This window comes from Streptococcus suis, from assembly GCA_022354845.1.
In the GTDB taxonomy this organism is placed as follows: domain Bacteria; phylum Bacillota; class Bacilli; order Lactobacillales; family Streptococcaceae; genus Streptococcus; species Streptococcus suis_AA.
The window spans coordinates 1,128,630-1,140,437 of record CP031970.1 but is presented as its reverse complement, the minus strand read 5'-3'; the positions used below and the strand labels follow the sequence as shown (position 1 = coordinate 1,140,437).

General features: G+C 35.2%; 13 protein-coding genes and 3 pseudogenes. 14 read left to right on the top strand and 2 right to left on the bottom strand.

The genetic code is table 11. The features are described 5' to 3' along the window. Nucleotides 1-38: 38 nt before the first annotated feature. Together D2A30_06025 and D2A30_06020 are read left to right on the top strand one after the other, a co-directional pair. Nucleotides 39-338, top strand: a pseudogene (locus D2A30_06025) (hypothetical protein). 14 nt (nt 339-352) lie between these two features. Further along, a complete protein-coding gene (locus tag D2A30_06020; protein ULL21160.1) occupies nt 353-643 on the top strand; it encodes a hypothetical protein in 291 nt (96 codons plus the stop codon). A 96-nt stretch (nt 644-739) separates the two neighbouring features. On the opposite strand, the gene D2A30_06015 is transcribed toward D2A30_06020, so the two are convergent. Beyond that, on the bottom strand, nt 740-1,591 hold the full coding sequence (locus D2A30_06015) for an Rgg/GadR/MutR family transcriptional regulator (protein ULL21159.1): 852 nt from the start codon (nt 1,589-1,591) through the stop codon (nt 740-742). 165 nt (nt 1,592-1,756) lie between these two features. Between D2A30_06015 and D2A30_06010 the strand changes: the two are divergent. The 9 genes and pseudogenes from D2A30_06010 (at nt 1,757) to D2A30_05970 (ending at nt 7,128) form a co-directional block, all read left to right on the top strand. Further along, a pseudogene (locus D2A30_06010) lies at nt 1,757-2,689 on the top strand (YydG family peptide radical SAM peptide maturase). Further along, the gene (locus D2A30_06005; GenBank protein ID ULL21158.1) at nt 2,664-2,957 is read left to right on the top strand and encodes a hypothetical protein; all 294 of its coding nucleotides are present in this window, start codon (nt 2,664-2,666) and stop codon (nt 2,955-2,957) included. The pseudogene D2A30_06010 and the gene D2A30_06005 overlap by 26 nt, the downstream one beginning before the upstream one ends. Nucleotides 2,958-3,029: 72 nt before the next feature. Further along, nucleotides 3,030-4,174, top strand: a protein-coding gene (locus D2A30_06000) for an IS3 family transposase (GenBank protein ID ULL21157.1) whose coding sequence is annotated in 2 segments (ribosomal slippage) — nt 3,030-3,291 and nt 3,291-4,174 — 1,146 coding nt in all. Because the reading frame shifts where the segments join, the coding sequence is not laid out codon by codon here. Continuing rightward, nucleotides 4,149-4,673: a peptidase gene (locus tag D2A30_05995; GenBank protein ULL21156.1), complete on the top strand. Its 525-nt coding sequence runs from the start codon at nt 4,149-4,151 to the stop codon at nt 4,671-4,673. Before D2A30_06000 ends, D2A30_05995 begins: the two co-directional genes overlap by 26 nt. A gap of 57 nt (nt 4,674-4,730) precedes the next feature. Beyond that, nucleotides 4,731-4,892, top strand: a complete 162-nt coding sequence (locus tag D2A30_05990; protein ID ULL21155.1) for a YydF family exported signaling peptide — start codon at nt 4,731-4,733, stop codon at nt 4,890-4,892. Between the two features lie 61 nt (nt 4,893-4,953). Continuing rightward, nucleotides 4,954-5,574, top strand: coding sequence for an ATP-binding cassette domain-containing protein (locus D2A30_05985; protein ID ULL21154.1), 621 nt, complete (start codon nt 4,954-4,956; stop codon nt 5,572-5,574). A 1-nt stretch (nt 5,575) separates the two neighbouring features. Further along, nucleotides 5,576-6,301, top strand: coding sequence for an ABC transporter permease (locus D2A30_05980; GenBank protein ID ULL21153.1), 726 nt, complete (start codon nt 5,576-5,578; stop codon nt 6,299-6,301). 128 nt (nt 6,302-6,429) lie between these two features. Further along, nucleotides 6,430-6,924, top strand: a complete 495-nt coding sequence (locus D2A30_05975) for a hypothetical protein (GenBank protein ID ULL21152.1) — start codon at nt 6,430-6,432, stop codon at nt 6,922-6,924. A gap of 66 nt (nt 6,925-6,990) precedes the next feature. Then, nucleotides 6,991-7,128 (top strand): annotated as a pseudogene (locus D2A30_05970) (IS3 family transposase). 32 nt (nt 7,129-7,160) lie between these two features. Here the strand turns inward: D2A30_05970 and D2A30_05965 are convergent. After that, the gene (locus D2A30_05965) at nt 7,161-7,589 is read right to left on the bottom strand and encodes a hypothetical protein (protein ID ULL21151.1); all 429 of its coding nucleotides are present in this window, start codon (nt 7,587-7,589) and stop codon (nt 7,161-7,163) included. A 112-nt stretch (nt 7,590-7,701) separates the two neighbouring features. On the opposite strand from D2A30_05965, the gene D2A30_05960 reads away from it, so the two are divergent. The 3 genes from D2A30_05960 (at nt 7,702) to brnQ (ending at nt 11,617) form a co-directional block, all read left to right on the top strand. Continuing rightward, complete coding sequence (locus D2A30_05960; protein ID ULL21150.1) at nt 7,702-8,850, top strand: cysteine desulfurase; 1,149 nt, start codon at nt 7,702-7,704, stop codon at nt 8,848-8,850. 1 nt (nt 8,851) lies between these two features. Further along, nucleotides 8,852-10,069 (top strand): tRNA 4-thiouridine(8) synthase ThiI, encoded by a 1,218-nt coding sequence (gene thiI / locus D2A30_05955; protein ULL21149.1) that lies wholly within the window; start codon nt 8,852-8,854, stop codon nt 10,067-10,069. A gap of 222 nt (nt 10,070-10,291) precedes the next feature. After that, the gene (gene brnQ, locus D2A30_05950) at nt 10,292-11,617 is read left to right on the top strand and encodes a branched-chain amino acid transport system II carrier protein (GenBank protein ULL21148.1); all 1,326 of its coding nucleotides are present in this window, start codon (nt 10,292-10,294) and stop codon (nt 11,615-11,617) included. The last annotated feature ends 191 nt before the right edge of the window (nt 11,618-11,808 follow it).

Here is an 11,808-nt window from a genome sequence, read left to right as displayed (position 1 = left end):
TAAAATGACATTAAGAAATCATCAAAGGAGAATTGATTATGACCCAGACAGTAGAAGATATACGTTACCAATTAGAAGAATAGTTAGCACAAGGTTTTACAAGTCCTGAAGATAGGGCTAACTATCAAGCCTTAAAGGGACAATATGAGGATGAAACCCTTGATTACAGCTTTTCAAAGCGAGAAATCATTGGTCAATTAGAAGTTATTATCACGACTCGTGAGAATGATTTTCCAGACTTAGATGAGGTCACCAAAGAAGAGTATCTTGACCTGGTTGAACAACTTGATAATCTAGATAAGGGACAGGCAGATTATTATCGTAAGCAATTAGCGTAGAAAGAGGTACAGATATGATTGAACAAATTATTCAAAGTCTTTTCATTATCGCAGCAACAGGGCTGATTTTGCTTGTCCTTTACCAGATTGCGAAGATGCTTGGAAGCTTATTTGTCATTGGATTAATTGGATTATTAGCTTTCACAGAAGTCTATGGAATTTACCTCTTTTTTACAGAACGATATCTCTATGTGGAAGATTTAGCCACCAATGGAATTTTCAGCTTTACCACTTTCTATATTATTTTTAATCTTTTACTTGTCTTTGGACTTGTTAGAAAAGTTGTTAGAAGTCGGATGGCATAATAAAAATGGTTATCCAATTTTTGACAAATAAAGTAAATAACCAGCATCAGGTATTTTAATGATGCTGGTTATTTACTTTATTGTAAGATGAGTGAGCTATATTTGATAGGGATAATTTTTCACTAGATTTTCAAGGTAAAGTTCAAACATTGAAGCAATAGAGGTACTCCCGACCATTTTGAAATAAGTAATAACTGAGAAACAATTATTTAAAGTACTTGTTTTTCTAGTCAAGTAGTTGAGCACCTCACTAAAAAATAATATGCAGCTTTTTTCATAGAGACAATCATCATTTAATTTGAAAGTTTGTACAGTATCCAGGGTTTGTTGAGCTCTTATTAAATCTTGTCTGTCAATGTATAAAATTACCATGTTTATGAACATTCGTATAGACTCGTTACCATAGTATCTCAAGGTAGAATACTTCTCGATATTGTAATTAATTTTAGCAAAAACGAGCTCAATGAATTCGTTATCAAAAATAAACATTGAGTTATTAAAAAGTACTGTTTCATAGTGAGTCCACGTTTCGATATTTATCAGATATTCACGTAGTAATTTTTCTTCATTAGGAGCTTTTTCTCCAGTTAATCGACCAATCAAACTGGAAATAAGTGAGGATAGAACCTGCTCTTTACTCGATGATTTGGAAGAATAATTAGTTAGCAAATTATTCAATTCTTTAATGTCTTTATTTTCAAAATGAAATTTAACTTTCTCCATATCAGAGAATTCTTTAGATACTTGAAAGTTATTATTTATAAAGAGGAATTCGTCAACGTTTACATTAAGACTGTCTAAAATATAAAACAACTTTTTTGCTGAAATATCTATTTCATCTTTTACAAATCTGTAATACGTTTGCCTAGAAAGATAATCTCCACAGATTTGTTTTATAGAAAAATTTTTTTGATGCCGAATAAATTCTACAGTTTGACCAAAATTCATAATGACCCTCGTGTAACATATTTGCAACTATTATATATGATTTGCAACAAAAAATCAATTGATTTATACCAGTAGTAATATAGTTGCATAAATAAGTGGAGGGAAAATCTATGTGGTTATTACTATTATTCCTATAACTAAGTAATGAAAAAGAAGGATATTCTTATGAAAAGTATAGTTTTAAATTTAACACAGAAATGTAATGCAAAATGTGCTCATTGTTGTTTTGGTTGTTTACCAAATTCTGAAAATTATCTAACTGATTTTGAAATTGAAAAAATTGTTCAGTATGCCGAGAGTCATGAAGATGTAAAAGTAGTATCATTAACAGGTGGAGAAGCTTTATTAAGGAAAGCGAAAGTATTAGAAATTACAAAAAGACTTTCTTCAGCTGGCAAAGAAGTTACATTGATTTCAAATGGCTTTTGGGCTACTAATGATCGCACTACTCGAAGAATTCTTACGGAATTAACTGAAGCAGGGTTAAAATATCTAACGATTAGTTTTGATGATTACCATGCTAAGTATATTCCAGTCGAAAATATTAGAAGACTACTTACAATTGTTAGGGAGTTCGAGATGGAAGTAGCAATGAATATGGTTGCTGATAAGACTAATAATGGGATTGGTTTACTGGAGCAATTAGGAGAGAGTATTTTTGGGGTTCAAATTACAGTTGTACCAGCTTCACCAGTTGGACGTGCAAATGGAATAAATAAAGATGATTTGTACGTTAAGAATATTTCTGAGTTAGATTTATCTTGTCCAGCAACTGGTTGAGAATTTGTAGTACATCATGATGGCTATATTTACCCTTGTTGTTCACCGTCTGTTTTCGAGAGTGAACTCAGACTTGGAAATATTGCTGATTCTTCTATAGAAACTCTTGAGAAAAATTTTTATTCTAATATTTTACTTTATATTTTGAAGGAGGAAGGGTTAAGCTGGTTTATTGAAAAAATGAATTTAGATATTTCAGATATGAAGTTTGTGTCAACATGTGAAATATGTAAATATATTTTCTCAGATATTGATCGTATTAACTCTATTACAGACGACATGAAATTATATTATGATGAAAACTTTGAAAGTATATAAAGATGATAATTATGAAATTTTTGGAGAAGATGACCAGTATATTGTAAAAGATATACAGGAGCACAAGTACTATAAACTTACTGCTACTGAGATAAAAAATTTCAATTTAAAATTTAAAAATAGAGATGAAAAAATTTCCAGTTTAAACTTATTTATTTTCTTTATTATACTATTTTCTTTAGAAATTTTTAATATATATATCGTCCTAAAATCTGTTGTTGGAGAGATAGATGAGATTGATTTTATATACTCTCTATGCATATATTGACCTGATATAATTAAGTTGTAACACCTGTGTATAGTTTGGTAAAATACATACATAATCCAAGGAGATGTTACAATGACAAATAATCGTTACGAGCCTGAGCTCAAACAAAAGGTTCTTCGCCTCTATCTGGAAGAGGGACGAACCAAGAAAAGCCTGACTGAAGAATATAATCTTGGACAAGGCACGCTGACATACTGGTTACAGCAATACCGCAAAGAATGCGATAACAGCCTAACAAAACGGGAAGAATCTGATTCATACGAAGTTGCAAAAAAGCTACGCAAAGAAATTGAAGAACTCAAAAAGGAAAATGATTTTTTAAAAAAAGCGGCAGCATTCTTTGCGAAGGAAATCGATTAGCTCAGTACCAGTTCATCCAGAAATATCAACAGACATTTGGGGTCAGATGGCTTCTTAGAAGAATGAACATCTGTCCAAATGCTTACTATAATTATCTTAAAAACAAAAAACATGCTTATCGTCAGGAAAAGGCAGAGATTCAACGTAAAATTGTTGAAATCTACCACCGCGAAAATGGAGTTCCTGGATACCGAATGATGAACGATTATCTTAAGGGTATCGGAAGCATTCGTTCAGATCTGACAATACATCATTTTATGAATGAATTGGGCTTACGTTCCATCACACGTCGAAAGAAACCAAACTATGTAAAAGGAACTGCCAATAAAATCTTTCCAAACCTTCTGAATAGGGAATTTGATGTAAAAAAACCAAATAAAATATGGTGTACTGATTTTACATATTTAACTCGTCCAGATGGAACAATGCGTTACAATTGCACGATTATAGACCTTTGCGGTCGTGAAGTGGTTGCATCATTAAACAGCAGTCATATCGATACTGAATTGGCAAAGGAAACCTTGAAAATCGCACTAGAACGTCGAAAACCAGCAAAAGGAATTATCCTGCATTCTGATCAAGGGCGTCAATTTACCGCAAAAGAATTCAATAAATTTTGTGATAAAAACTATGTCCAACAAAGTATGAGCAAAGCAGGCTGTCCATATGACAATGCCGTTATGGAAAGATTCTACAATACGCTCAAACACGAATTCTATTATCTCTACAAGTTTGATTCAAATGACATTCTTGACCAAAAGCTCTATGAATTCGTTTATGGGAAATATAATCACGTAAGACCACATCGTGCAAACGGTGGACTTACACCTTATGCTGCAAGATGTCGTGCAGCGTAAGAAATTTTATACACTAGTGTTACAAAAATGCTTGACTAGGTCATATTTACCTATGTTCATAATTTTACATGAGCTAGGTCATATTTCATTTTTTCATCTATTTGATAAAAAAATTGATAAAGTTGGTTTCAAATTTAATTATATTTTCCCCTCTTTCTTTGTACGAATGAATGATACATATTTACTGAGTAAAAAAGAGCGTTTAATCGTCCACTCAGGAGGGATGATGTTTAGTCTTTTGATAAATACGTTTGTATTTCTATTAGGTGTTATGTTAAATAATGTTCTTTTGGTATATTTAGCAAAATATATGTCAATTGATATTATGTTTAATTCCTTACCGATGATGAATTCAGATGGGTATAAAGTTATTTTATCGTTGAAAGGAATGGAAGAAAAGAAAAATTTTGAAGAAAATAGGCGCTTAATTCAAATAATAAAAGTAGTAAATATTTTATTCGTTATCGTATATACTATTTGGTTTATTTGGAGTTTGTAAAAAAATTTTACTTGTTTCAGTGAGTGACCTGTCCTGCACAGTGTGGAGGAAAATATTATGAAACAATCAGAAAATATCAAACGTGAAATGAAACCTGTCCTTAGCGACATGAATTTTGAAAAAGTTTTAACCAAAAAAAATGAGTTAGATAATGTAAATGATTTATGGTATTTTGTTAAAAGTTCAAAAAATAGATGGATTGCAGGTTCTGCCCATTAACTAATTATTTATTTTGGGACAGGTTGCTTTCTGAAGCAAGTAATGGTTTGGAGGATGAGTGATGATAGTAAAAAATTATAACCTGGTAATTGGGAAAAAAGTTTTATTGAAAGACTCAGAGTTATATTTCGAGGAAGGAATAATAAATCATGTAATAGGACGAAATGGTTCGGGGAAATCTCAACTTGCCAAAGATTTTATTTTAAATAGGGGAGGATATTTTTCAAGGAATATTCCGGATCGAACATTAGTCATTTCGAGTTATTCAAATTTACCCAAAGAATTGACTCTAAATGATGTGATAAAAACAGTAAGCTGGTCTTTATCTGCTGAGATTTATAGATTACTAGGTTTAGAAAATGTGCCAAATAATATTCCATTAAAAAAATTAAGTGATGGACAAAATCAGAAAATAAAATTATATATTTTATTATCTAGGAATAAAGAAATTATTATTCTTGATGAAATTACTAATGCGCTTGATAAAGCTACTGTTAATGAAATTCATATTTTTTTACAAAAATATAGTAAAAAGCATCCAGAAAAAATTATTATAAATATTTCTCATGATTTGAGTGACATTCGAACATTACATGGAAATTATTTTATAATCGATAATCAAAGATTATACCAAATTTCGACAGCGGACGAAGCAATAAAATGGTATTTAGGAGAAATTTGATATGTTAAAAATGGAATTTATTAAGTCGTTTAGAAATAAGACATTACTTTATATTTTTTCTTCTGTTATTTTATCTTATATTTTGGGCTATATTTTGCCTGTGGGAATTGATAAAGTTAGTAAACTTAGTATAGGTGATTTTTATTTCAGTACATACACAGTTTTTACCCAGTTTGGTTTTTTGTTATTTGGTTTTGTAATTGTCTATTTTTTTAACAAGGACTATGCTGATAAAACAATATTATTCAGCTTCTTCTCAGGTATTAATTCACTGAAATTTCTTTTTACAAAAGTGACAGTACTTCTATTTGAATTTGTTTTTTCAATTTTTATTTCTAATATTTTAACGGCATTGTTCCTTCGTTTTAATAGTTTTCATTTTATGTTTTCTTTATTAATGTTTTCATTAATTGTTCTTCAATATATCTTGATTGTTGGCACCATTAGTTTAATATTTTCAAATTTGTTAATCTCATTAGGGGTATCACTTGTTTATTGGATACTGTCTATCATTCTTGTTGCAGTAGGAGGTTTTTTTAAACTTGTTGCAATTTTTGATGCTTCCAATTCTTTATATGTTTTAGTTGAAAAAATATTTTCTAAAGGGGAAATTATTCAAATGCACGACTTTGTTGTTGTAATCCCTTATATATTAATTCTAATTTTTCTAAGTTTATTTGTTGGAGTCATTTCTAATAAAAGATGGCTCAAAAATGGTCTACTATAAATAGAGAAAATTTATGCTAAGGATTATCGGATTACCTAAGTTAGGTAGTCCTTTTCTTTATTGTGATAACTTTTTCAAGTTCATCTTGTTATCATAGTGCTATCTTATGGAAAAAGGAGATAGCACTAGTGATGTTAAATAAAATGAAGGCTCGGCTATTGATTGGTTTAGGAGGTCTAGCTGTGACTAGCTTTATTGTGATGATGGGTTACACCATTGGTTCTCAGTCTGTCACCAATCACACGCAGAAACAAATCCAGTCTGAGGCTCAAAAATTACTGACCAAAGAGAAAGAAAAAGAGAAGGCGAGTGTTCTCTCTGATGAGTTGGTTAAAGAATTTCTCACGCAATACTACACCAAGGAAAAGCTGGGTGAGAACAACAACCGTATTAAGCCTTATATGACAGATTCTGCTTTTAAGGAAGAAGTAGCTCGTCAAGAAGATTCTATCAACCAAGTCTATAAAGACTACATGTTGGATTATCGCTTTGAGTCTGCCAACATCTATGTCAATACAGAAGAAAATGAAGCTTTTGCGGAAGTATCTTATCAGGTTGTTTACGTGTCAGATGTCAGTGATAAGGCTCAGAAAAGTACACAGACAGAAACAAGAACTCTTTGAATAGGTTACACTAAACTAGACAGAATTTATAAAGTGTTCTACACTAAAGAAAAGAGGAGAACAGATATGTCTAGAAAAATTCGCCGTTACTTCACAGATGACTTCAAACAACAAATCGTTGACTTGCACAATGCAGGTAGAAAACGCAGTGAACGGATCAAAGAATATGATTTAACACCCTCAACCTTCGATAAGTGGGTTAAACATTAAACAGGGAGATAAGTATTTATGTGTTTTTATTGGCCAGAAGTATTTTCAGAAGCTCCGCTAGTCACTTCTGCACTGGAAGTAGTAGTTGAACTTGTTTCACTGCTTGTTCCTGTTGAGGAGGAATCAGTAGGAGAGGAGGAGACTTCTGATGTTGCTGTTGAGCTACTTGTAGTTGTTTGAGTAGTCTCATCTGCTGTTGATGTAGATGAGTCGGTTGAAGAACTACTGGTCGTTCCTTCTTGAGTAGAATTTTGTATATCAGTATTAGAAGGCACTTGTAGAGTTGAGCTGCTTGTATTTGACACTGATTGAGCAGATGATTTGGAGCTAAAGGTGTAAATCGTAATGCATGCAGTGATAATCCCTAAAATGGATCCAATAAAGGTCAGAACCTTTTGGAAATGGGAAAGTCCAGCGACTTTTGTTGTATTTTCTTTTTTTGAACGTGTATTCATGGTATACCTCCGAACCTAGTGTATGAAATGAAGTTTAAATCTAACTTAAAGAGTGGAAACAAGATGTGAAACGTGATAAAATAGGACCATTGCAAACAAAGGAATGAAAATAATGATCTATTTCGATAACGCAGCCACAACACAGACTCAGCCAGAAGTTATTAAAACGTACACGGAAGTTGCTACGAAAATTTGGGGAAATCCCTCCAGCCTGCACAACCTTGGCACACAGGCGACACGAATCCTAGAAGCATCCCGTAGGCAAATAGCAGAGCTATTGGGGAAAGAAAGCAAGGAAATCTTTTTTACTTCAGGCGGTACAGAAGGTGATAACTGGGTCATTAAAGGTGTCGCATTTGAGAAAGCACATCTGGGTAAGCACATCATCGTTTCAGCTATCGAGCATCCAGCGGTAAAAGAGTCAGCACTTTGGCTCAAAACACAAGGTTTTGAGGTGGATTTGGCTCCGGTCAATACCCAAGGTTTTGTTGATGTTTCAGCTTTGGAGACTTTGATTCGTCCAGATACCACACTGGTTTCTGTCATGGCCGTCAACAATGAAATTGGTGCCATTCAGCCGATTCAGGAAATTTCACAACTTCTAGCTGATAAACCCACCATCTCCTTCCATGTGGACGCTGTGCAGGCTATCGGCAAGGTGCCAACGGAACAGTATCTGACAGACCGAGTTGATTTTGCTAGTTTTTCAGGTCACAAATTCCATTCTGTAAGAGGTGTAGGGTTCGTCTATATCAAAGCAGGTAAGAAAATCGCTCCGCTATTGACAGGCGGAGGACAGGAAAGCGATAAGCGCTCAACTACGGAAAATGTGGCTGGTATTGCCGCAACAGCTAAGGCGCTCCGCTTGACCCTGGACAAGGGCAAGGCAACAGATAGCCAGAAGCAACTGGCAGCTATGAAGCAGATTATGGTGGATGAATTGAGCAAGTATCAAGATGTGACGGTCTTTTCTGGAAGGGAAAACTTTGTACCAAGTATATTGACCTTTGGAATTAAGAATATTCGTGGTGAGGTCATTGTTCATGCTTTTGAGGACCATCAGATTTATATTTCAACTACATCTGCCTGCTCGTCTAAGGCAGGGAAACCTGCGGGTACACTAATTGCCATGGGTGTTCCGCAGAAGTTGGCACAAACTGCAGTCCGTGTCAGCTTGGATGATGACAACGATATGGGGCAAATCGAACAATTTCTCACGATTTTTAAACAAATTTATCACAATACACAGAAAGTAAGGTAGAATGAACTATTCAGAAATTATGATTCGCTATGGCGAATTGTCAATCAAAGGGAAAAACAAGATGCGGTTTGTCAACAAACTCCGCAACCATATCAAGCACGTCGTTTCTGTTTACCCAGAAGTGACGGTTTATTTTGATCGTGACCGTGGTCATGTCTATTTGAATGGGGCGGATTATCAGGAAGTTTCAGCATCTCTGAAAAAGATTTTTGGTATCCAAAATTTTGCGCCATCTTATAAGGTTGAAAAGTCTGTTCCAGCTTTGAAAGAAGCGGTTCAAGACATCATGAAAAACATTTATAAGGACGGTATGACGTTTAAGATTGCTGCGCGTCGTAGTGACCACAACTTTGAATTGGACAGCCGTGACCTAAACCAAGTCCTTGGAGATGCGGTTTTCACAGCTATTCCAAATGTGCAAGTGCAAATGAAGTCACCAGATATTACTTTGCGAGTGGAGATTCGTCCTGACGCTGCTTACATTTCCCATGAAGAAATCAAGGGAGCAGGTGGTCTGCCAGTTGGAACATCTGGAAAAGGAACGCTTATGTTATCAGGGGGTATTGATTCGCCTGTTGCGGGCTATTTGGCTCTCAAACGTGGGGTTGAAATCGAAGCCCTCCACTTTGCTAGCCCGCCTTATACGAGTCCAGGTGCACTTAAGAAAGCCCATGATTTAACTCGTAAATTGACTGCCTTTGGTGGTAATATCACCTTTATCGAAGTGCCGTTTACAGAAATTCAGGAAGAAATCAAGGAAAAGGCACCTGAAGCATATTTGATGACCTTGACACGTCGTTTCATGATGCGGATTACAGACCGAGTTCGTGAAGAACGTGGTGCCATGGTTATTATCAATGGTGAAAGTCTAGGACAAGTGGCAAGTCAGACCTTGGAATCCATGCAGGCCATCAATGCTGTGACCAATACACCTGTTATCCGTCCTGTTGTCACAATGGACAAGTTGGAAATCATTGATATTGCGCAAGAAATTGATACCTTTGATATTTCCATCCAGCCATTTGAGGATTGCTGTACCATCTTTGCCCCTGACCGTCCAAAAACCAACCCGAAAATCAAAAATGTCGAGCAGTACGAAGCGTGTATGGATGTAGAAGGATTGGTAGAACGTGCTGTTGCAGGAATTATTGTGACAGAGATTACTCCAAAAGTGGAAGTAAAAGATGAGATTGACAATTTAATCGAAGATTTACTGTAAACTGTTGATGAAGTTTAATGCCTGACACTGTTGGGAAAGAATAGACAACTTTAGAAAGAAATTCATTCAGCGCATCAAATGAAGGTTAATTTTAACCTGATTTGATGCGTTTTTTAATTATTTGACTTAGGTGTCGTTACCTTTATAACTATAACCTAACGTTCGGAAAAATCGAATTTTTGTGGTATAATCGACTTTCGAAAAAGATAAGAAGGAGTTTTTATGAAAAAAGGAGCCTTAACAGGTTTACTACTGTTTGGTATGTTTTTTGGTGCGGGAAATTTGATATTTCCTCCAGCGCTCGGTATTTTGTCTGGTGAACATTTCTGGCCAGCCATTTTAGGATTTGTTGTATCTGGTGTCGGTATTGCCGTGATTGCTTTGATTGTAGGAACACTCAACCCTAAAGGGTACGTGCATGAGATTTCACGTAAGATTTCACCCTTGTTTGCTACTGTTTATCTTGTTGCTTTGTACTTGGCAATTGGACCATTTTTTGCAATTCCACGTACAGCTACAACGTCATTTGAGGTTGGAATTGCTCCATTGTTGGGCGATGCGAATCTGGGTCTATGGTTGTTTGGTTTTACAGCTTTTTACTTTGTGGCAGCTTATCTGATTGCCCTCAATCCATCTCAAATTTTAAACAGTATCGGACGTATTTTAACCCCTGTTTTTGCGATTTTGATTGTGATTTTAGTGGTGCTAGGTGTTGTTAAATATGGTTCTACAAATCCACTTCCTGCAGCCGATGCTTACTCAGCTGGACAGGCATTTGGTACAGGATTTATTGAAGGATACAACACCCTTGATGCCCTTGCCTCAATTGCTTTTAGTGTTGTAGCGGTGAATACCTTAAAACAACTTGGTTTCTCCAGCAAGAAAGAATATGTTTCAACTATCTGGTCTGTTGGTTTTGTTGTAGCCTTAGCATTCTCAGCACTATATGTCGGTTTGGCTTTCCTAGGTAATCATTTCCCAGTGCCTGCTGATGTTTTGGCTTCCGATACCAACAAGGGTGTTTACATTATTTCGCAAGCAACACAGGCTATTTTTGGACCAGGCGCACAAATTTTCTTAGCTGCTATGGTTATCGTTACTTGCTTTACGACGACGGCTGGCTTGATTGTTTCTTCAGGTGAATTTTTCGCTGAGCGTTTCCCATGTTTTAGCTACAAGGTATATGCGACTATCTTTACTTTGATTGGCTTTGGGATTGCCAATCTCGGTTTGAACAATATCATCACCTTCTCTGTTCCAGTTCTTTTGGTTCTCTATCCAATTACTATCTGTATTGTCTTGATTACCATTGTTAACAAATTTGTACCGCTTTCGACCTATGGTATGCAATTAACCGTGGGACTAGTGACAGCTTTGTCATTGGTAGAAGTTTTAGCGGGACAATTCAACTGGACTGCTGTTTCAAAAATCATCTCAGCTCTGCCATTGGCTGGACAATCACTAACTTGGTTATTACCAGCTCTTGTCGGAATCGTCATTTCTCTATTCTTACCAAACAAGCAGGAGAGCGAAGTTTTTGAAATGTAAAAAAAGTGATACAAAACACTTGCATTTGCAGGTGTTTTTGATATAATAGGACTGTTGACTATGCACACTTCCTGTGCAACCGCACGAATGCCGTTGCTCTGCAAAAATTAAGCTCTAACGTCGTTGTCTTAACTTGGTGAAACTAAGTTCTACCTTCGACGACACGAACTATGTTCGTTACATTTCCAACC